The sequence below is a fragment of the Gottfriedia sp. NPDC058432 genome (assembly GCF_042721555.1).
Classification (GTDB): domain Bacteria; phylum Bacillota; class Bacilli; order Bacillales; family Bacillaceae_G; genus Gottfriedia.
The window spans coordinates 77,925-99,694 of the sequence record NZ_JBHXLC010000001.1 but is presented as its reverse complement, the minus strand read 5'-3'; the positions used below and the strand labels follow the sequence as shown (position 1 = coordinate 99,694).

At 33.7% G+C, this 21,770-nt stretch carries 18 protein-coding genes; all 18 read right to left on the bottom strand.

The window, feature by feature from the left end; all coding sequences use genetic code 11:
* Nucleotides 1-13 precede the first annotated feature (13 nt).
* The 18 genes from ACFWM3_RS00570 to ACFWM3_RS00485 all read right to left on the bottom strand — a co-directional run bounded on the left by ACFWM3_RS00570 (nucleotide 14) and on the right by ACFWM3_RS00485 (nucleotide 21,759).
* A complete protein-coding gene (locus ACFWM3_RS00570; protein ID WP_390309628.1) occupies nucleotides 14-1,573 on the bottom strand; it encodes an HAL/PAL/TAL family ammonia-lyase in 1,560 nt (519 codons plus the stop codon).
* Nucleotides 1,574-1,603: 30 nt separating this feature from the next.
* A complete protein-coding gene (locus ACFWM3_RS00565; RefSeq protein WP_390309626.1) occupies nucleotides 1,604-2,971 on the bottom strand; it encodes an MFS transporter in 1,368 nt (455 codons plus the stop codon).
* Between the two features lie 464 nt (nucleotides 2,972-3,435).
* Entirely contained in the window at nucleotides 3,436-4,584 is a 1,149-nt protein-coding gene (solA, locus tag ACFWM3_RS00560; RefSeq protein ID WP_390309624.1) for an N-methyl-L-tryptophan oxidase, read from the bottom strand.
* Nucleotides 4,585-4,785: 201 nt separating this feature from the next.
* Nucleotides 4,786-5,895 carry an RNA-guided endonuclease InsQ/TnpB family protein gene (locus ACFWM3_RS00555; protein WP_390309622.1) on the bottom strand — a complete coding sequence of 370 codons (1,110 nt, stop codon included), beginning with the start codon at nucleotides 5,893-5,895 and terminating at the stop codon, nucleotides 4,786-4,788.
* A gap of 325 nt (nucleotides 5,896-6,220) precedes the next feature.
* Complete coding sequence (gene murC / locus ACFWM3_RS00550; RefSeq protein WP_056473375.1) at nucleotides 6,221-7,513, bottom strand: UDP-N-acetylmuramate--L-alanine ligase; 1,293 nt, start codon at nucleotides 7,511-7,513, stop codon at nucleotides 6,221-6,223.
* A gap of 301 nt (nucleotides 7,514-7,814) precedes the next feature.
* On the bottom strand, nucleotides 7,815-8,930 hold the full coding sequence (locus ACFWM3_RS00545; protein WP_056473373.1) for a nicotinate phosphoribosyltransferase: 1,116 nt from the start codon (nucleotides 8,928-8,930) through the stop codon (nucleotides 7,815-7,817).
* A gap of 97 nt (nucleotides 8,931-9,027) precedes the next feature.
* The gene (locus ACFWM3_RS00540) at nucleotides 9,028-12,414 is read right to left on the bottom strand and encodes a DNA translocase FtsK (RefSeq protein WP_390309621.1); all 3,387 of its coding nucleotides are present in this window, start codon (nucleotides 12,412-12,414) and stop codon (nucleotides 9,028-9,030) included.
* A gap of 214 nt (nucleotides 12,415-12,628) precedes the next feature.
* Entirely contained in the window at nucleotides 12,629-13,234 is a 606-nt protein-coding gene (gene ytpR / locus ACFWM3_RS00535) for a YtpR family tRNA-binding protein (protein WP_390309620.1), read from the bottom strand.
* A gap of 14 nt (nucleotides 13,235-13,248) precedes the next feature.
* Nucleotides 13,249-14,046 carry a DUF1444 family protein gene (locus ACFWM3_RS00530; RefSeq protein WP_286131727.1) on the bottom strand — a complete coding sequence of 266 codons (798 nt, stop codon included), beginning with the start codon at nucleotides 14,044-14,046 and terminating at the stop codon, nucleotides 13,249-13,251.
* A 17-nt stretch (nucleotides 14,047-14,063) separates the two neighbouring features.
* Entirely contained in the window at nucleotides 14,064-14,381 is a 318-nt protein-coding gene (locus tag ACFWM3_RS00525) for a thioredoxin family protein (RefSeq protein ID WP_056473367.1), read from the bottom strand.
* Nucleotides 14,382-14,452: 71 nt separating this feature from the next.
* The gene (locus ACFWM3_RS00520; protein WP_390309618.1) at nucleotides 14,453-14,968 is read right to left on the bottom strand and encodes a DUF84 family protein; all 516 of its coding nucleotides are present in this window, start codon (nucleotides 14,966-14,968) and stop codon (nucleotides 14,453-14,455) included.
* A 188-nt stretch (nucleotides 14,969-15,156) separates the two neighbouring features.
* Nucleotides 15,157-16,029: an HAD family hydrolase gene (locus ACFWM3_RS00515; RefSeq protein ID WP_056473363.1), complete on the bottom strand. Its 873-nt coding sequence runs from the start codon at nucleotides 16,027-16,029 to the stop codon at nucleotides 15,157-15,159.
* Between the two features lie 159 nt (nucleotides 16,030-16,188).
* Nucleotides 16,189-16,974 carry a DeoR/GlpR family DNA-binding transcription regulator gene (locus ACFWM3_RS00510; RefSeq protein ID WP_390309617.1) on the bottom strand — a complete coding sequence of 262 codons (786 nt, stop codon included), beginning with the start codon at nucleotides 16,972-16,974 and terminating at the stop codon, nucleotides 16,189-16,191.
* Between the two features lie 26 nt (nucleotides 16,975-17,000).
* Entirely contained in the window at nucleotides 17,001-18,014 is a 1,014-nt protein-coding gene (locus ACFWM3_RS00505) for an ABC transporter ATP-binding protein (RefSeq protein WP_390309616.1), read from the bottom strand.
* The gene (locus ACFWM3_RS00500; RefSeq protein ID WP_390309615.1) at nucleotides 18,011-18,880 is read right to left on the bottom strand and encodes an ABC transporter permease; all 870 of its coding nucleotides are present in this window, start codon (nucleotides 18,878-18,880) and stop codon (nucleotides 18,011-18,013) included. Before ACFWM3_RS00500 ends, ACFWM3_RS00505 begins: the two co-directional genes overlap by 4 nt.
* Nucleotides 18,877-19,731, bottom strand: coding sequence for an ABC transporter permease (locus ACFWM3_RS00495; RefSeq protein WP_390309614.1), 855 nt, complete (start codon nucleotides 19,729-19,731; stop codon nucleotides 18,877-18,879). The genes ACFWM3_RS00500 and ACFWM3_RS00495 overlap by 4 nt, the downstream gene beginning before the upstream one ends.
* Nucleotides 19,732-19,829: 98 nt before the next feature.
* A complete protein-coding gene (locus ACFWM3_RS00490) occupies nucleotides 19,830-20,657 on the bottom strand; it encodes an alkaline phosphatase family protein (RefSeq protein ID WP_390309612.1) in 828 nt (275 codons plus the stop codon).
* Nucleotides 20,647-21,759, bottom strand: a complete 1,113-nt coding sequence (locus tag ACFWM3_RS00485) for an ABC transporter substrate-binding protein (protein ID WP_390309611.1) — start codon at nucleotides 21,757-21,759, stop codon at nucleotides 20,647-20,649. Before ACFWM3_RS00485 ends, ACFWM3_RS00490 begins: the two co-directional genes overlap by 11 nt.
* Between the last annotated feature and the right edge of the window lie 11 nt (nucleotides 21,760-21,770).

Below are 21,770 nucleotides of genomic sequence, written 5' to 3'. Positions count from 1 at the left end.
TCCCTTACAATTTTCATAATTCCATAACGCCTATTTTCTCTTCAACAAGATTAACGATGCCCCCATCATGAATTTGATTACGAATTGTTTCAATATCTTGATAAAAATAGCGGTCCTCTTCAACTGCTGGAACTTGATTTCTAATTAGCTGATGTACACTTGCCGTTACCGGTGACGGTTTTAGTGAATCATGGAATTCCAGTGCCTGAGTAGCAACCATTAGCTCGATTGCTAATATATGTTCAAGTTTTTTTGAAATCTGATAGGCTTTCTTTGCCGCGAAATAAGCAAAGCTAACAACATCCTCTTGATTTGCACATGTAGATGTATTATCAACCGTTGCCGGATTCGACAGAACCCTTATTTCATTTAGTAATCCTGCGGCAGTATATTGTGGTATCATATAGCCGCTATTTAATCCAGGATTGACAACTAAGAAACTAGGAAGCTCACTTACATGATAATTTACTAATCGATCAATACGACGTTCTGTTATTTTTGCTAAGTTTGCCATACCGATACAAATAGTATCCGCATCAATCCCCACATAAGAAGCATCAAAATTGCCACCCATTAATGCAAGCCCGTCTTCTTCCTCCGGCCATATAATCGGATTATCACTTGAAGACTTCATTTCATTTTGAATATTTTCCAATGCATTTTTAAATACCTTCTTAACCGCCCCATGAACTTGCGGTATACATCTAAGGCTAAGTGCATCCTGTAATCGATAGTCTTTATACTGTTCGGCAATCTCACTTCCATCTAGAATTTTTGAAACGATTCGAGCTGTCTTTGCTTGTTCCACATGTTTTTTTACTGAGTGCAGACGAGGATCTAAGGCTTTTATCGTTCCCTTTAGTGCTTCTAATGACATAGCACCAGTGACATCCGCTATTTTAACTGCTTGAATTGCATTGTAAATCGAGAGTATAGCGAATGCTGTTACAGATGTTGTACCGCTTAATAGTGCGAGTCCTTCTTTACATTCGAAGGTCACTGACTTTAGACCGGCCCGCTCCAATGCCTCGTGGCCGCTTATTAACTCATCTTTATACCAAGCTTTTCCCTCACCCATTAACACTAGCGCCATATGAGCTTCAGGTGATAAATATGCTACAGATCCCTCGCCAGGTACAAACGGAAATATATCATGATTAAGTATGTCTGCTATAAGCTCTAACACTTCAATTCTAACGCCTGAATAACCTTGACCTATATTATTTAAAACCATTAATTGAATGGCTCTGACCACTTCTTTTTCAAGTGGTTCACCAACAGAAACGGCATGTGAACGGACAATATTTCGTTGAAGCGTATGAGCATCTTCCTTTGAAATCACTTCGGTTACATTACTCCCAAATCCTGTAGTTACACCATAAACCGCTCTTTCTTCTTCAAGAAATTTTTCAATTAGATTACGAGACATATTTATTCTAAGATAATAGTTTTCTGTAAATGATACTTTTGCACCATATCTTGCAACAGCAATTACTTCATTAATTGATAACTCATGGTCTCCAAGAATAACCTCTTTAATATTTTTTGGATGAATAAAATTGTTCTTGGTCATCAAAACACCTCTTACATTGAAATCTTAAGTTTAGTGACTTGAAACTGATTGTTTACTCGGCTCAGGCTGATCCTCATCAAGTAATGGATTACTAGCCTCATTTAAAGAAAGTGATTTTGTTTCCGGGGCCCAAGCGATTGAAACGATTGTACCGATGAATAGAATAATAGACATTCCAATCATAGAAGGTGCCATCCCCATTGAACTAACGCTTATAGGTAGTAGGAATGTTCCAATAGCTGAGCCAATTCGACTAACTGCTGTTGTCAAACCAACCCCCGTTCCACGAACCTCAGTCGGAAATAGTTCAGCAGGATACACTAATGTTAAATTAGAAGCTGCCGACATGACAAATGTAAAGATTGCAAACACAATAATTGCGATTGTATGTAGACCTTGTGGTAAGACTGTTAATACGAATAATGAAATTGTTAAAATAATAAATGTATTAATTGTAAACCCTCTACGAGTTAATTTTTCAGTACACCATACACCAGCTAACGCTCCCACTAGAAGGAACAAGTTTAGAACCATATCTACACCGAATGTTTCTTCAAACCCCAATTTACTTAAAATAGTTGGTAAGAATGTGTAAATTGCGAAATATGGAACTACCTGACACATATAAAAAAGTGATCCGAATGTTGTCCGTTTCCAAAGCTGCTTATTGAATAAATCTGTAACTTTGTATGCATGTTTAGAATTTGCATTAACTGATTCATCCATTACAGCATTTTCACCAATATACTTTCTTACAATAGCACGAGCTTCTTCAACACGACCCATCTTTAATAACCAACGTGGAGACTCCGGAGTTCCGAAACGTAAAAGCAAGACAACTAGACCAGGAACAGCTGCACTCACTAACATCCAACGCCAAGCGTCTGGCCCTGTTTTTTCTAAATAATAACCAACAAGATTTGAAGCTACATATCCAACTGTCCATAAAACGTTTAATGAGGATAATAACATTCCTCTATATCTTCTAGGTGCAAACTCTGCTAGTAAAGTAGATCCTACGGCATAATCTCCTCCAAGAGCAACACCGATAATAATCCTTAATGCAAAAAGCGTATATGGATCATGAACAAAAAACTGTAAAGCAGATGCGATTGTAATAATAACAAAGTTTGCTAAATAGATTTTCTGCCTACCAATGCGATCTGATAATCCGCCAAGAAACAAACTACCGAAAAAAAGTCCGATTAATGCAGAACTACCAATTAGTCCCTCCCATACAGAATTTAATTTCATCTGTGGACCAAGGAGCGAAAGTGCCATACCTATAATTCCTAAAGCATAGCCATCTGAAAAATTCGATCCAAAAGTAAGTGCAGTAATTCGAATATGGAATTTGTTAAGCGGTGCATCGTCCATCATAAATTTTTTTTCTTTCAAAAGAATACCCCCTTTTTTGACTTTTCAGATAAAATGAGTTGTAAAAAAAATATTTAATAAAATAACTACTTACTTAACCGTTCCTAAAGCGCTTCCAAAATTTTCAGTATTTTTAATAAATTATAATTATTACGCTTTAAATTATCTCTAGATAAAGTTTCGGATTACTAGCACAATATTGCTGAAATGTTAAGTCCAAAGGGATGCTAACCATGATGGAAATAGGAGGAAAAGGATTTAAAAGAAAAAGAGATAGCTTATTGGCTATCTCTCAGAAGTCTGCGAACTATTTTTGAAGATTATTTTAGAAATTTTTTATAGTTTTAATCAATCATCATTCGATTTGACTGTTTCTTAATCTGTTTTACTGTTATTCCTTCTATTTTTTGATTCATTCATACCGTTTCTCCATGATTCATTGGCATATTTGCAGTTTGAACATTTTTATTTGCACTTTCTCAAGTTTATAATCTCTTACTTAAAAAACGATCTAATGAAAACATACTCAAATCAAAAGCAGATTTCTGATTTGTTACTAGGTCAGCAATAATCTCACCTACAACGCTTGCAAACTTAAAGCCATGGCCGGAGAAACCTGTGGCAATGATTACATTTTTGTATTCTGGATGCTGATCAATAATGAAGTGCTCGTCCGGAGTCATTGTATATAAGCATGTTTTACCTTTTATTAATCTACCATTTGCAAGTGGCATATACTCGCTTAAGAAATTTCTCAGATCCGTTTCATCTTCAATGAACTCTCCAAATTCTCGGTTAAATTGATCCGGATCTACAATTTGTCCTCCATCATGTCGACCAATTTTCAATCCACTATTATGAAGACTTGGAAAGCCATAGTAATGTCGATCAATTAGATCAATTGTAAATGCTGGCAGCGAACTAGAATCATATAGCTTATGATCACATTCAAACCAAGCAACTGTTTTACGAGTAGGTTTTAGTGGTATATTAATACCAGTCTTTTCAAGAATTCTACTAGACCATGCACCCGCACATACTACAAGTTTATCCGCTGTGTAAACAGCATTCTCTGTACGCACTTGTGTCTTATTAATACCTACTTCAATATCAATAACAGGTGAGTTTGTTTTAAGACTATTTCCTTCCTGGATAAATAGTTCTCTATACGCTCGAACACATTCTTCACTAAAAAGAATTCCAGAAGACGTTTCTAAACAGCCAATAAATCCTTCCGGTAAACGTAAGCCGGGCCATCTTGCATTGATCTCATTACTATCCAATATTTCAAGTGGCAACGAAAATTCTTTTGCACTATTTATTACTTCATTAGTAAAAGTCGAGCCAGGTGCACCAGCACATAAAACGCCTGTTCTCGAGAATAATTGTTTTCCAGACAATTGTTCTAGTTCTTCCCATAATTTTTGTGCTCGCAATGCTAGCGGCACGTACTCTCTACTTTCTCCATATGCATGACGAATGATCCTAGTATCGCCATGGTGGCTACCTAAGCTATGAGGCGGATCAAAAGAATCTATTAATAATGTTTTTTGATTGCCTTTTGATAAGTAGTATCCTGCTGCCATTCCCATAGAGCCTGCTCCAACAATTATTACATCATAGTGATTATTCAACCATTTCACTCCTTACCGTTGCCAAAAAATTATAAAAATTAATAAAAATCGATAATTTTTAAAGTTTTTGTTTATTTCCCTGTTCTATGTATCCGATTTCGCTAAATGACAAGCTACTTTCGTTTGATCTGACACTCCGAGGGCTTAAATTCGGATACAACGAATCCTACATATTAGTATGAACGTTTATGTGTTAGTTTGCTAGTTGATATACTGCGCTAAATTAATAGAAGCATTCAAATCCCTATCCATTTCTAGACCACAAGAGCATTTATATTCTCGATCAGAAATTCTCAGATCCTTCTTGATCCTTCCACAACAGGAGCACATTTTTGAAGATGGGTACCATTTATCAGCTTCAATAAAATCAATTCCATATTTTTCACACTTGTATTGAATTTGTCTCTTAAACTCATGCAAACATTGTTTCGCAATGGCTTTTGCAAGATGCTTATTCTTCATCATACCCATAATGTTCAACGTTTCCATTACAATTCGATACGGCTTGGTTTTCACAATATCCCTTGTCGTTTGATGAAGATGATTATTTCTGATATTTGATAACTGTCTATGTAGGTGTCGTATCTTCCTTTCGATTTTTATGATATTGCACGTTTTGACAAAACGGGTTCCCTCCTTATTCATTTCATATTTTCGAGAAACTTGACGCTGTAATCTATGTAGGCGCTTCTCAGCTTTTCTAATTACAAATGTTCGATTAATATTTTTCGTTTTCTTTCCATCTGAACGGACAGCTAAATTTTTAATTCCTACATCTATTCCTAGAGATACATCTGTCAACTCAACATTTGATTTTGATACCTCGATTCCAATCGAAAGATACCAATATTTATTGTCATAACTGATTCTAGGATTAGTGTATTTAGCGTCTGGTACTTTTTCAGAGACAATGATCCAGCCAACTTTTTCAACTAATACTTTAGATCCATTAACTTTTAATTTAACATTATCATTATAAAACGATGGTTTTGACTTACTTTTACGTTTCAATCGAGGCCTCTTAGCTAATCCTTTAAAAAATCTCTTATATGCTTCACAAAGGTCCTTAATCGCCTGTTTGGTAATGTTGTTAGATACATCATACAGCCAAGAATATTCATTCGTTTGTTTTAATACAGTTAATTCTTTTCTCAACAAATGATCAGAAATGAATTTCCCATTTTTATGATAATTAGCTTCTTGCTTAGCTAATGCCCAATTATAAGCCCAGCGAGCTGTACCTGCTGATTTCCATAATTGAATTTCTTGTTCTTTAGTTGGTCTTAATCTCACTTTCTTCGCGAGTATCATTATCAACCACCAGCAAAAACAAGCACGGGTTTAAAATCGTTGGCAGAATCCCAATTTCTAAGAGTTTGTTCAGTTCTTCCAATTTTCCGGGCAAATTCAAATATTGAATCTATTTTCAAATTAATCACCTCATATTAATTAAAACATGTTAGGTTATTTGCACACAGAATGCCATGTGACAAATTTATAAATCTTTTATGTTCTGGATTATGGAAATCATAATTCATGATCAAAGAAAAAAATATTAGAAGACTTTCATATGAGATTTATTTACTTAAAATATAAAAACCCGTCTATGATTATTCATAAACGGGTTTTATAGTTATTATAGTTTTTCGTATGCTGCTTGGTATTTTTGAATATCTCCAGCACCCATAAAAATTAAGACGCTATTTTTATGGTTTTGTAAATTGCTGATATTGTCATCAGTCAATAGTTCAGCACCTGCAATTTTACAAGAAAGGTCTTCAATTGTTAAAGTACCTTTATCTTCCCTTGCAGAACCAAAAATATCACATAAGTAAACTTTATCTGCTTTTTCTAATGTACCAGCAAATTCATCTAAAAATTTACTTGTGCGTGTAAATGTATGCGGTTGGAACACTGCTACGATTTCACGATCAGGATATTTTTGACGTGCTGCTTGAATCGTCGCTTGGATTTCAGTTGGATGATGAGCATAATCATCAATTAACATTTGATCTCCAAAGCGTTTTTCACTGAAACGACGTTTTACGCCACCGTATGTTAATAATCTAGCTTTAATGATATTAACATCAATTTCTTCATAATGGCAAAGCGCAATTACTGCTAAAGCATTTAAAATACTATGATCACCATATCCAGTAATATCAAAAGTAGCGTAATACGTATTACGGACGAATACATCAAATGTTGTACCATTTGTATGTTTTTCGATATTACGAGCTTGGAAATCATTGTCCTCGTTAAATCCATAATACATTACAGGTACTTTTGCATAAATACGTTGAAGATGTTCGTCATCTCCACATGCAATAATACCTTTCTTTACTTGATCAGCCATTTGTTGGAAAGCATCGAATACATCATCTACACTCTTATAATAATCCGGATGATCAAAATCAATATTAGTCATGATGCAATAGTCTGGGAAGTATGAAAGAAAATGACGACGGTATTCACAAGCTTCAAATACGAAATACTCGCTGTCTTTTTCACCTTTACCAGTACCATCTCCAATTAGAAAAGAAGTTGGACGCGCACCAGAAACTACATGGGCTAATAAACCTGTCGTAGAGGTTTTACCATGTGCTCCAGTAATTGCAACGCTAGTAAATTTATTCATATATTCCCCTAGGAATTTATGATAGCGTGCCATCGGGATTCCTTTTTCAATAGCAGCTGCAATTTCTTCATGAGTATCAGGAAATGCATTACCTGCTATAACGAATTGGCCTTCTTGAATATTTGCTTTATCAAATGGTAAAATCGTAATATTTTTTTTTCGTAATTCATTTTCAGTGAAAAAGTGCTTTTCATAATCTGATCCCTGAACGGTCAAACCAGAATCATGTAATATTTGTGCCAAAGCACTCATTCCAGTACCTTTAATCCCTACAAAATGGTAAACTGTCATATTAAAAGAACCTCCAAAATCGATCACTAATACAACGGCCTATCTCTTAGACAGTATATGTGTGAATAAAAGAAATGGCATCAATATTTTATAAATTTGATGCATTGTTACTTTGCCGAGTCTAGTTAATTTTCTAATGATAACTAACTTAAATTTTTACGCAATTAGTATTATATCACTTTAACTCCCATAGGACTATTTATTTTAAGTCGCACTATACGGAAATAGGTGGAAATATAAATACTTTTAGTTATCTGATTATATTAAAATACTATCAATCTTAAATTGATTTTTTACCCCTTTATAGTTTAGGGCTCATTTCTACTCTTTCTAATCGCGGATTTTCACGAAGCTTTCTTCCAGCTTTCGCTTGTTGTACACCATCTAGTTCAACATTATCACCCGTAAAGCCTACATTAACTTTTAATAAACTTCCGCCTACACCATATAAATCTACTGGTACACCTTGTTTCTCAAAAGCTAATATTCTTTCTACAGTAAATCCACCGCTTACTACAATTTGTACATGCTGATACCCTTCTTGATCTAGTGCATTTCGTAAAGCAAAAATTAATGGAGGATTTACACCCCTAGGATCAAAACTTCCTAACAATTCTGGATTGCCTATAAAATACTGATCAATCATTGTTTTCGATGTATCTACACGTACAGCCTTTAATTTACTACCATATTCTCGTGCAACCTTTAAAGCGTCATTTATGACATCATTATTATAATCTACTAAGACAATTAAATCATCTTGTGGATAAACTTCTGTGTATGCACGCGCAGCTTCCACAACATCACCATTATACATTTGAATCAATGCATGAGGCATTGTACCCATACCTTCATTGCCCCACCACTCATTCATTGCATGAGTTGCTTGTGCAGTTGCACCACCAATAAATGCTGCGTAACCGTCACCTGCTTGTGTCGTGAAATGATCATCACGGTCTCCCATGAAAATAACAGGCTTTTTAATGCCTGCGGATTTTGCAGAATGTTTTACATTGTAAACATTTGTCGCAACAGAAGTACGTCTAGCCAAAATACCGTCAATAATTCCCTCTAAATAGCCAAAATCAGCATATTTACCTTTAATTGTTAATACAGTTTCAAATGGTTCAATCATATCTCCATCCTTTAATGAATGAACAATAAGATTTTCTGGATGATCTGCAAAAGTTTGTAAAATCGCAATTGCTTCATCCGTGCCACATAATACTGCACTTTCTCTTTGGAAAAATTGCATTGTTACTTCAGTATCTGGCTTCTTTTTTCGAATGATTTCTCTAGTTTTTAAAAAATATACAGCTGAAAACCAGCCTTCTCCGATTCTCTCATCAAATTTAAATGTTTGATTCGTTAATCGGCTTATTTTACCTTGTAATTTTAAATCTAATTCTTTTTCCATGAATCTTCACCTGCTGAAAAGTATCGTTCTTTTTTTCTAGTATGGGTTAAAAAAACTTTAACATTCGTTACTTAATTTTTATCGAATTTCTAATATTTCACTCAGAACGAATCTCCTCTAATGATGTGATCAGTACATCACGAGGTTTACTTCCATTTTGATTCGATACAATCCCGTGATCAAACATTAGGTCAATTAATCTAGCTGCACGGTTGTACCCAATTCGAAAACGTCTTTGTAACATTGAAACAGAAGCACCTTTTTGATCAATGACAAACTCCACTGCTTCTTCAAAAAGTTCATCATCAACATCTTGTGCATCCGCTTTTGCTACAAGTTCCTCTTGATTAAATAAGTAATTCGGTTTTTGTTGGTCTTTAACAATCTCTACAACATGTTCGATTTCATCATCCGAAACATAAACTCCTTGTAATCGAATTGCTTGAGATTTTCCATTATCTAAGAATAACATATCTCCTCGTCCAAGTAACTTTTCAGCTCCGCCAATATCAATAATTGTTCTAGAATCTACTTGTGAAGATACTGTAAACGCAATACGCGTCGGTATATTTGATTTAATAATACCTGTAATGACATCAACTGAAGGTCTTTGAGTTGCAACTAATAAATGGATTCCGCATGCTCTCGCTTTTTGGGCAATACGACAAATATAAGTTTCTACATCTCCAGGAGATACCATCATTAAATCCGCTAATTCATCAATAATAATGACTAAGTAAGGTAACTCATCATTATAAGCACCTTTTTTCTTCGCTAAATCATTGAATCGCTTAATATCTCTTGCTCCAGCATGAGCAAATAAATCATAACGTCGATCCATTTCATCACATGCCCACTTTAAAGCAGCAGTCGCGGCTCTAGCGTCAGTAATGACTGGCGAAATAAGATGTGGAATATGATTGTACGGTGCAAGTTCAACCATCTTAGGATCGATTAAAATTAATTTCACTTCATGAGGTTTCGCTTTATATAAAATGCTAACTAGAATTGAATTAATACATACGCTCTTTCCTGATCCTGTTGCTCCAGCAATTAAACCATGTGGCATTTTTGAAATATCTGCATAGACAGGATCTCCACCTATATCAAGTCCTAGAGCAACTGTTAAAGGTGACTCGCTTTGCAAAAATTTATCCTGACTAACTAATTCTCTTAAGTATACAGGCTTACTTTCTTTATTTGGCACTTCTATACCAATGGCACTTCGACCAGGAATCGGTGCTTCAATTCGAATATCCCTAGCTGCTAGGCTCAATTTAATATCATCTTGTAAGTTCGTTATTTTATTTACTTTAACCCCAGGATCAGGCTGTACTTCGAAACGAGTTACTGTTGGACCTTGGGTTGCAGCAATTACTTTAGCTCCTACATTAAAATTATGTAATGTTTCTTGTAGAAGTTGCTTTTGATCCTCAACCCAATCTCCATCATTAAATTGTTCCATTGGAGGATCAACTAATAAATCTAATTCTGGTAATTCATAAAGTACTGGTGGCATTTCTTCTAAACTTTGAGGTTCATCAGTCTGAACATTCTCTTTCGTTAAGTTCGTTTCTGTTTTACTTTCTTCAGTTTCAAGAACTGGCTTATTTTGAATTCCTTCAGGTGTAAATTCCTGAGTGATTGCTTCACTAATTATTTCACTTGGTTGAACTTTCTCTATAGATAAAGTTTCACTTTGTACAGATAAATTTGCATTCTCAATCATCAGTTCATTATGTTTTGTCTCAACTTCTTCATTTACCTTTTCTACTGTTGCAGCAGATTCACTTTGTAATTCACGAAGTTGTCTCATTATATTCGCTTTTCTTGACGACTCTACGTCACTTCTAAGCATCATTACATTAAAAGGAAAATGGCGTTTTTTCTGACGTTTCTCGATTGGTTTAGGTTCAGATTCCTCTTGATTAGCTTCAATTTCAGGCTTTATCTGTTCATTAATGTTTGTATCAGAATGTTGATTAATTCCAACGGATTCCTCTACTTTAGATTCTACATTGGAACTTTCATGCTGTACCGTCTCTTCTTTAATCTCTTTTATAACCTCATCTGTTAATTCAGGCTCTACTTCATACACTTCATTATTTTGAACAGAATCAATACCTTTGTCTTCGTTTTCATCATATTGGACCAAAGTCTCATCATGATTATTCGAGTCATTTTGTTCAATGATGTCTTCCATATTTAGAGTAAAATCATCGTTTTCTTTGTCTTCTTTAATGGAGGCAAGATCAGACCCATGAATATTTACTTCATGCTGTACTGCAGCTTCTGATTCGATTTTAAGAGTTTCGAGTTGTACTTCTTCCTCTTTCACTGCAGCCTCTGATTCGATTTTAAGGGTTTCGAATTGTACTTCTTCCTCTTTCACTGCAGTTTCTGCTTCGATTTTAAGGGTTCCGAATTGTACTTCTTCCTTTTTCACTGCAGCTTCTGTTTCGATTTTAAGAGTTTCGAGTTGTACTTCATCTTTCACTTCAGCTTCTGTTTCAATTGGATGTACCACAAGCTGTACAACTTCATTCGTCTCTTCATCTTCCGCTTCTACCTGATGAACTTCACGTTCTAAATCTTCATTCGTCTCTTCAACTTCATGTTCTATTTCACTTTGATGAACTTCAGCTTGTACATCTTCAACTTCATGTTCTATTTCACTTTGATGAACTTCAACATGTAGCTCTTCATTTTCAACTTGATTAGCTGCAGTTTGACTTTCTTCTTTTTCTACTAGCTCTAATACTTCAATTATTCCTTGATTTTGATTGCCGAAACTTCTATTTTCGAAAGTGTCGATTTCAACTTTTTCAAACGAAGTTTCAAGTACATTATTAATTTGAGAAGCTTCATCTCTCATTTCTTCTTTAGTTGAAGAAAGGTTAACAGCAGTAGTATTTTCTTCTTTTATCGTAGGTTTTTGATAACCATAAATTGGTGAAATATATTCACTTGGTCGAAATGGTGTTTTTCTTTTTGGACGAAATACAATATCGACCTTTTCTTCTTTTTCTACTTTTACTGGTTCTTCCTCACTTTTTGAGACCTGATTTTTTTCAAGCCGACTAGATAAATTACTTTTATCGTATTGAGTGCTTTGAGAAGTATTGCTTTGAGAAGTATTGCTTTGTAAAGTATTTCTTATAAAATTATTACTCTGATTATATGTAGGTTTATATTCTTTTTTTAAACTGTTTGGTGACTTTTGCCAAATATCATCATTTTTTTCTTGTTTTAAAACTGGTTCATTTTTTGTTTCCTTTATCGGCTTTGGTGCCGGTATTTCTTCATCTAATTCAATTGGAAATCTAAATTTTGGACGCTCATGTGAAGCGTTTCTCTTTTTTTCGATAGAGTGTGATTGATAAACTTTCTCCTCAACAGGCTTTTCTTTAAACCCTTCTTCAAACTCTTCTTCCATCTCATTAAGGCTATTCGCCTTAAAAAGGCTTTTTAACCAATTTTTCATTTTTCTCACTCTCTCTATTTCTTTTCATACCTTTTATTTTACCATGTGACATAATGACAAAAAACACATTATTATTACAAATTACGCTAGTTCATTCATATTTCCATATCAAATATATAATTTAATCAAATTATTATTAAAATAATAATTCTTTTATTGAAATCATAAAAAAATACTAGACCAATTAAGGTCTAGTATTTATACGACATATTATTTAGTTAAAAAAAGCTTTTCCAACTTCAGCATCAGCTTCTAGAACTAAGATTCCTTTTTCTTGTGGAGCGTCAGGTAGATCAAGTTCACGTGCAGAGCAAATCATACCGAATGAATCCACTCCACGTAAATTAGCATCCTTAATGACTAATCCTGATGGCATTACTGCACCAACTTTTGCAACAACAACCTTTTGTCCTTGTTCAACATTTGGAGCACCACAAACGATTTGTAATGTATCTGTTCCAACATCTACTTTGCAAATATTTAATTTATCAGCATTTGGATGTTTTTCTTTTTCAATCACATATCCAATAACGAATTTAGGTGAAAGGTCTAATACTAATGTATCTTCAAACCCTTCTTTTGCTAGTTGTTCATTAACCGTATTCACAATGTGTTCAGTAATCGTAACGATACCATTTTCTTGAACATCTACATAAGTAGATGCCTCAAACACATTAATAGCAACTGTTTCATTTGTAACTGAACTATATACGCGTGCAATATTCCCTTTTCGCTCAACTTGACGATCTTCTGATGGAATTTGTTTTAGTGTAATTAATAGAGTATCGCCGATTCCTTCTTTGTTATAAAAAATATTCACTGATTTCTTCCTCTCTATTGCTTCTTCTGTTTCCCTAAAATAAATACTGGCATTAGCTTTTCATTTTCGTAAGCAAATGACAATGATGTAATTGGTATTTTCCCACTTGCAAAGAAACTCATATTCATTTGCGCCATTATATCATAACCTATGTTATTTCGAATGTCAGCAAGGATTAGTACATCTCCATGTGGAATTCCTACTAATAATTCACCTTTTACTTTTGATTGAATTTCTTTTATAAAAGTACTATTCAGTACTCTACTCGCATCGTATCCATCATTTGTACGTACAAAATAAAAAGTATTATCTGCAACAATATCTTCTTTTACTTGAACGGGCATTTTTCTTAAATTAAATAAAGCAATAGAATGGAGCTGCTCTTTTGTATAACCTGACTTTACTAATAATTTTTCATCAATAAGTTGATACGTTTTTTCTGAATCAATAGCATAGTAAATTCTAGTTTCTGCAGTATGCTCATCAGTTACAAATAAATTTCCTTCTTCCTTTTCTGTCGGAAACGATGTAGCTCGAATAACTGGTCGAATTTGTTCTTCAAGAAATACAGTTTCAGAGTGCATAGCAGAAAGTGCTTCTTTTATATAATAAATTAATTCATTAAATGCCTCTTCACCTTCTGCTTCATACTTTGCTACTGCACTATTTAAAGAGACACTCATCCCTTTATTACTTTCAATCCCTTCAATTCGAAGGTCTTCTTTTTCACGATCATAGATAAAACGCCAATCTTCATTTCCAAGGCGGTTTTCGATCATTTTTTTTAAGTCTAGTGTTGTTTTCTTTGCCAATTGTTTTACCTACCTTATTAGCCTCTTAATCCTTCAAGAAACTCTTCTACTTGTTCTTTTGTTTTACGATCTTTATTTACATAACGGCCAATTTCTTCACCATTATTAAACGCTACAAAACTTGGTATTCCAAAAATATCTAGATTTTGGCATACCTCAATAAATTGGTCACGATCTACATAATAAAACGTAAAATCTTTATTTTCATCAATTATTTCTTGAAAGAACATATCTAAAAATCTGCAATCCGGGCACCAATTTGCTGAAAATTGGAAAACAACTTTTTCTCCTTGTTTCGCTTGTTCAAATTGTTCAACTGATGTAATTTTTTCCATTCTTTTTCCCTCGCTTAATTCATTTTCTTTTATTTTATCTTATTTTTATCGATATGCAAAAAGGACGACTCTCAATGGTTATCTTCTTTTCGTTTCTTGAATTCATATTGTCCTAATAGTAATTCACAAATATGTTCAAAGATCTCTGTCCTAGTAATTCGGCCATTCGTAAATACCCCTACTGCCCCTTCTTTACTACGTATATCTTTTTCATTTGTATATCGTTCCATTAATACTGCAAGCTCGGTTCCATTTCGTAGCTCATTAATAAATTCGCTAGGTAATAAAATTTTTGCTCCGCTTGCTAGTATTACTTCATTTTCATATACAAGTGCTCCCCAGTTACAAAGAAAAAGCCGATCGTTTTCTATAATGACCCCACCTTCTAGTCCAATACCGATTTCAGACTCACCTGCGATTCTAGCATTATGCGCTCTATTTATAGCACCATGCATAGTTTCTTGATCAGTCAAAGGTTGATTCGAAACATTTGATGGAACATTTATTCCCTCAACTTGATACTGATTAAAAACTTTTTTAACGGCTCCTACTTTTGTAGGATTTAAAGAACCAATTATTATTTTCATTGTCTTAACTCCATTCACTGGTCTTATGTATTATTAAGTTATAAATATAATTTTAATATACAATAAAAAAGACACTTTCAAAATGAAAGCATCTTTACGATCCATTGAATCATTCAACTATTACCTTATTTGGGTCAAAAATTTTTCTACAGAGATAACATAGAAACATTACACACTTTCCAAAACTTTTATCTTTTAGATACAAAAGTATCTATATATCGATAAATAGCATGGGCAACGCCATTTTCATCATTATTTAGAGTTGCCGTTGTACAAATTGCTTTGATTTCTTCTTTTGCATTCCCCATTGCAACACTATATCCTACTTTTTCAAGCATCGAAATATCATTATTACTGTCGCCAATAGCCATAGACTGCTCTAAAGAGCCATTCAATAAAAATAGTAACTTTTCTAATGCTAATCCTTTTGATGCAGAGCGATTCGTAATCTCAATATTATGCTCCGCAGATGAAACAACCATCAGCTCAACACACTTATTAAATTGATTACTAGCTTCTTCTAATTTTTTCATATCAAACGTACATACTAAAATATTATTAACTTCTTCATTATGTTGTATGATTTCCTGACAGTTATCAACTAATACATACCCGAACTGATCGAATTGTCTTTCAGCAACATTAACTAATTCTTTCATTTCTTCATCTAACTCATCTCTTTTAAGGGTATTAATCTCATTTTGGAAAATTTTTCTTCTTTCTTTAAGAGCATAAATGCTTTTATCTGTAAAAACTTCAAAATAATAACCTCGGTCATCAAGCCAACTTAATATTTGTTCAATATTCGTTTTTGAGATTGTAATTGATGAGATACATTCTCCGTTTTTTGAATGAATTGTTGCCCCATTTGTTCCGATCACATATGGCGATATCCTGAATCTTTCACAAATTTTTTTGACATCAAAATGCGCTCGACCGGTTGAAATAACGATTTCAATTCCATTTTCCCCTGCAAATTTAATTGCATTAATATTTTCTTCACTAATTTCATTCTCATTATTTAATAATGTTCCATCTAAATCTATTGCAATGAAACTCATTGATTATATCCCCTTTAATTTATTATGCTTTTCATCTAGTTTTATAGTGTTAAGTAATAGGTCATCACCAAAATGACAAGCTTTAGAAGGACAATAACGATTCATTAATTACGTTATTGTCTACTAAAAAAAGAATAAATAGAATGTAGTCCATCGATTTTAATTTGCTTGAATCCATTTGATTTCTTCTAATATTGAATGCTCTTTCCATTCTTCTGGAAATGAATGGTCACATACTATTGCATCAACCTTATCAAGAGAACAAACTTTACAAAATGTATCTACACCAATTTTCGAGTAATCTGTTAATAAAATCACTTGCTTAGACACTTCAACCATTTTTCGAGAAACTAAAGTTTCATGGAAATGATAATTGCTTACTCCATTTTGAGCTGAAACACCACCCGCTGAAATAAATGCCTTATCTATATTAAATTGACTTAGTAATTGTTCTGTAATACTTCCACTTATTGACTGTTGCTTTGGATCAACTATTCCACCAAGTAATAATATTTGTCCGGTAAACTTATTTTGATTTAGAGATTCTGTTAACAGGGAAGATACCGGTAATGAATTAGTCAATATAGTAATGTCTTTTTTATTTTCAATACACTGAGCAAATTCAAGCATTGTTGTGCCTACATCAATTGCAATAACATCTCCGTTGGAAATTAGGTCCATAGCCTTTTTACCAATTTTTACTTTTGCTTCCTGATTAACAGTCGTACGCTGCTTAAAAGGAGGCTCCTCATTTTGGAAAACTGTTTTTATTGCTCCACCATACACCTTTTTTAAAAGGCCTTTTTCTTCTAAAATCATTAAATCTCGACGAATCGTTTCTTCTGATACATTAAATTGTTCAACTAAATCGATAACTTTAACTTTTCCTTTTTTATTAAGTTCTTTTAAAATCTCGTTTTTTCTTTCCTCAGGTAAAACAGACATTTTAATCCTCCAGAAGCTTTAATAATTTATAAGATAACGCATTCTTTCTTAGGTACAATAATGTTAACTTGCTCCCCTTGCTGGAACATTTCACCTCGGTGGTTAAGGTTGTCTACAAGAAATGCAGATTCTTCGGTTTCAACTTCGTATCTTAAGACATTACCAGTCATCGTAACATCTGAAATAATCCCCTTTATTCCCCAATTTCGTTGTAAATCCATGCTGTCATTTCCCACAGCTACTAATTTTAATACTTCAGGTCGAATTGCTACATCATTTCCAATTAATTCATTACTACGGACAAGTTTATGAAAAACGTCCATCTCATAAACATTATAATTTCCGATGAATTTTGCTACGAACTTATTTACTGGTGTTGTATAGATCTCAGAAGGCGTACCTTCTTGTACTACATTTCCATTATTCATCACAAAAATTCGATCCGACATTGTCATTGCTTCTTCTTGATCATGTGTAACAAAAATAGTCGTAATATCTAGTTCTTGCTGTATTCTTTTTAATTCTTTTTGTAAGCTTTTTCGAATTTTTGCATCTAATGCACTTAACGGTTCATCCAACAGTAGTACTTTTGGTTCCATGACAAGTGCTCGTGCTAAAGCAACTCTTTGTTGCTGTCCTCCTGATAATTGGTGAGGGTATGATTCTTCTTTACCTATTAAATCAACTAATTCAATCATTTTTTTTACATTTACTTGAATGTTTTTAGCTTTTTTCATTTTTAGACCATATGCAATATTTTCAAATACTGTCATATTTGGAAAAAGTGCATATGACTGAAATACCATACCTACCTCGCGTTGACGCGGAGATAAATTGGTTATGTTCTTCCCATCTATTAATATATTTCCTACATCGACGTCTTCCAGTCCAGCGATCGAACGTAATAAAGTACTTTTCCCGCACCCACTTTGACCTAAAAGCGTTACGAATTCTCCTTTATTTAATGTTAAGGAAATATTATTTAAGACGACTTGATTTTGATATTGTTTAGTCACTTGATCAATATTTACGTAGCTCATTTAACTTCACCTTCTATTGCAGTATTTTTTAAATGACCTTGTTTTTTAAAAATAGACCGCCTTTTATTAAATACGGCAGGATTTTTTTTAGTTTTAAACGTGAGTTTTAAGACTGTTCCAGTTAAAAGTAAAATCACCAAATAATAAGTAATAACTATGGCACTTGTTAAATGACCACTACTATTTAGTTTATCGGCAAGATAGATTTGAAGGGTTTCAAATCTTCCACCTACTAGTAAATTTGCAAATGCAAACTCACTGAATAAAAGCGCTACGGACAATAAACTTGATACTAATATTCCAGATAAAATATTCGGAAGCACAACCGTTCTAAACGCTTGAAATTTAGTTGCACCAAGTAATTCAGCTGCATCTACAAGTTGAATGGCATTTATTGTTCTAAGACTATTACGAATACCTTGATACATAAAAGGTAGAATGGTTATAAAGTAAGCTCCAACTAGTATCCATGGAGTACCGGCAATTTGTAATGGCCCATTAGAATATAGCTTAATTAACCCAACTGCTCCTACAATAGGTGGGATACCATACGGAAGCATCGCAATTGCTTGGAGAATTCCTTCAAATTTTTTAAAATATACACTTATAATAAAGATTGTTGGGAGCATGATTGAAACACTTAAAAAGACAGTTATGATAATTAAAAATAATGTTCGTTGAAAAGCCTCAAAAAATCGTCCATCTTGAAATAATTCAATATACCAATTTAATGTATAGCTCTCAGGTAAGATTGAATGATCCCATTTAGTTGCAATTGAAAATAAAAATGTACCGACTAGTGGAATTAATAAATAGATTACAAGTAATCCAACTATTACTTTAAAAAATGTTGTTTGTAATTTCATCTTAAATCCCTCCTAATGCGACGCATCATTCTTTCATTAATCCACATCGCTCCAATCATGGTAACTGCTAGAAGGACTCCTAGTGCGCTTCCTAATTGTGGTTTTAATGTAACGTCACTTGAGACTAGTGAAGCAATTTGTAATGACAATAGATTATAATTGCTACCAACTAATGCGTAGGCTGTTGCATAAGCACCCATAGCGTTAGCAAATAAAATACTAAATGTGCCTACTATACTTGGTAATAGTACTGGAATTCCAATTCTTAGCCAAAATGATATTGTTGATCCTCCTAATAATGCAGACGCTTCTTTCCATTGTTGCTTTATTCCTTGAAAAGAAGGGTATATCAACAAAATTGCTAATGGAATCTGAAAATAAATATAGACAAGTATCAGTCCGGTCCAAGAATATAAATTAAAATCCGCAAATAGATTCCAACCGAGTTTTGCAAAAAGCAAAGTAAATAGTCCATTGTTTCCAAGTAAAATAATATATGAGAAAGAAAGAGGGATTCCTTCAAAATTTGAAGTCACATTAGCAATCATTAATAGACGATTTTGTATTTTACGTGAAAACTTTGTAAAGGAATAAGCTGTGACAACAGCTATTAGGATCGAAATCACTGCCGAAATAATTGAAATAACTATACTATTTTTGATAGCTTGTAAGTAAAACTTACTTTTAAAAATAGTTATATATTGATTCATAGTTAGATGGATTCCGTCATCTGCGTAAAAACTATTCTTAAACATTGCCATCATTGGCCCTAATTCAAATCCTATTACAAACAATACAAATGGCAATAAAAGAGCTAGTAAGTAAATCTTATGTTTTTTTATTTTTTGCAAAGCTTCTCGCTCCTTAAAATTCTTTAAACGTTAGAGAATTGGTAAAATTTTCACTAAACCAATTCCCCTTCCATAAAAATCTTCATATCATTAAAACGTCAATTAATTTCTTTATATCCGGGTAGCTGATATGAAATCATCTTATTTGATGGCTCTATATTTAAGAGCTCACAAACAAGTGGAGCAAAAGCTAACTGAGGGATTACTTCTTTATAAACATCAGGCTCAACTTTTGGACTGATGATAAAAAGTGGTATATCTCGTTCGCCCGCTGTTATTCCTCCGTGATTACCAGTTTCGCTCATTCCATGATCAGAAGTAATTAAAATGTGATAACCTTCTGACATCCAAATTGGCAGAAGTTGCGCTAACAAGCTGCCTATTTTTAAAATTTGTTCACGATATTCTTTCGATTCGGAACCAAATAGTTCTCCTTTAACGTCTACACCTAAAGGGTGAATGTATAAAAAGTGAGGATCATATTTTCTACGTAAAGCTTCTGCATCCATAAACACGTGACTGTCTGGATAGTCATCATCCCAATAGAATTTTCCGTATTGAATCGCTTTAGATAGATCATCTTGTTCTCGATCTTCAATAAAATTAAATGGTGCTCGATTATATAGTTCGCTTACCCAGTAATACGAAACCGCTCCATTTCTTAAACCATTTTCCTTTGTAAGATGAAAGATACTTTTTTCATTGGATAAACGAACTGCTTGATTAGATGTAATTCCATTTACAGATGAAGGTGTTCCAGTTAATAACACCTCATATAATGGGCGAGAAAGACTCGGAAGCTCCGATTTCATCTTGTATAGTGCTGCTTGATTTAATTCCACTAAATGCTGAACATATCCAAGCGCTTCGCATGCTTTGTCATATCTCATTCCATCAACAACTATAGCTATAACTTTATTTGACATTTACTAACACCTCTTCTTGCCATTTTTGAGGTAAAGTTTTTGCAGTTTCTTCCCAAGCCTTAAAATCTCTAATTGGCTTTGCATTTTTGTATTCCTCTTTTGGAACCATTTTTTCAGCTACATCCTTTGGAAGTTCAACATTACGAATTGGTCGAGCAAATCCTTTTGCTAAGTTTATTTGTCCTTCATCGCTTAAAATATATTCCCTTGTAGCCATAGCAGCATAAGGATGTTTAGCATATTTATTGATTATAGTTGAGTATCCACTAACAACTGATCCATCACTTGGGATCGATACATCAAATTGACTACGCTTAATTGCTTCAGCATAACCAAGCGCATTAAAGTCCCAAACAAGTGCTACTTCAACCTCTCCTTTTTCGATATTTGCTGGTTTAGCATCTGTTAAGCTTAATCGCCCTTGCTTAGCGAGCTTTTTAAAAAAGTCGATCCCTGGTTGGATATTTTTTTCATCTCCACCGTATGCAATAGCAGCAGCAAGTACTGCCATTTGATTTTGTGTACCACGTTGAACATCTCCAACTGTTACTTTATAATTCCCTTTTAAAATATCGTTCCAAGATTTAGGAGGTGTTTTTACTAGTTCTTTATTTGTCAGAAAAGAAATAGTTCCTTGATATCCGACTACCCAGTCACCATTGTCATCTTTTGCCCAATCAGGAATCTCGTTCCAGTAAGATGTTTTGTATGGAATAGTTAAGTTTTTTTGTTCAGCGATTGGACCAAAAGACATTCCGACATCTCCAATATCAGCAGTAGCATTCTCTTTTTCAGATTCCATTTTTGCAATCTCTTCCGCACTAGACAAATCTGTGTCAGTATGTTTCAAATTATAATTTTTATTAACTTCATTCCAAGTTTCAACCCAGTTAGCCCATGAATCTGGCATACCTACACTATTTATTTCACCTTCTTTTTTTGCTTTTGTTTCAATTTCTTCAAGTGTTAATGAATTTGGATTTAATACAGATTCACTTTTCGTTTCTACGGCTTTTCCGCATGCTGTTAATCCTAGAACTGTCATACCCAAAACGACAACTTGCACTGCCTTGTAACTTTTCTTTTTAAATTCAGTTTTCATTTTAGATCTCC

Bases quoted from the DNA above. Each gene is read 5' to 3' on its own strand.
- ACFWM3_RS00570 (WP_390309628.1), bottom strand. From the start codon at position 1,573: ATGACCAAGAACAATTTTATTCATCCAAAAAATATTAAAGAGGTTATT.
- ACFWM3_RS00555 (WP_390309622.1), bottom strand. From the start codon at position 5,895: ATGATACTCGCGAAGAAAGTGAGATTAAGACCAACTAAAGAACAAGAA.
- murC (WP_056473375.1), bottom strand. From the start codon at position 7,513: ATGACAGTTTACCATTTTGTAGGGATTAAAGGTACTGGAATGAGTGCT.
- ACFWM3_RS00545 (WP_056473373.1), bottom strand. From the start codon at position 8,930: ATGGAAAAAGAATTAGATTTAAAATTACAAGGTAAAATAAGCCGATTA.
- ACFWM3_RS00540 (WP_390309621.1), bottom strand. From the start codon at position 12,414: ATGAAAAATTGGTTAAAAAGCCTTTTTAAGGCGAATAGCCTTAATGAG.
- ACFWM3_RS00525 (WP_056473367.1), bottom strand. From the start codon at position 14,381: ATGGAAAAAATTACATCAGTTGAACAATTTGAACAAGCGAAACAAGGA.
- ACFWM3_RS00520 (WP_390309618.1), bottom strand. From the start codon at position 14,968: ATGAAAATAATAATTGGTTCTTTAAATCCTACAAAAGTAGGAGCCGTT.
- ACFWM3_RS00515 (WP_056473363.1), bottom strand. From the start codon at position 16,029: ATGAGTTTCATTGCAATAGATTTAGATGGAACATTATTAAATAATGAG.
- ACFWM3_RS00510 (WP_390309617.1), bottom strand. From the start codon at position 16,974: ATGTCTGTTTTACCTGAGGAAAGAAAAAACGAGATTTTAAAAGAACTT.
- ACFWM3_RS00505 (WP_390309616.1), bottom strand. From the start codon at position 18,014: ATGAGCTACGTAAATATTGATCAAGTGACTAAACAATATCAAAATCAA.
- ACFWM3_RS00500 (WP_390309615.1), bottom strand. From the start codon at position 18,880: ATGAAATTACAAACAACATTTTTTAAAGTAATAGTTGGATTACTTGTA.
- ACFWM3_RS00490 (WP_390309612.1), bottom strand. From the start codon at position 20,657: ATGTCAAATAAAGTTATAGCTATAGTTGTTGATGGAATGAGATATGAC.
- ACFWM3_RS00485 (WP_390309611.1), bottom strand. From the start codon at position 21,759: ATGAAAACTGAATTTAAAAAGAAAAGTTACAAGGCAGTGCAAGTTGTC.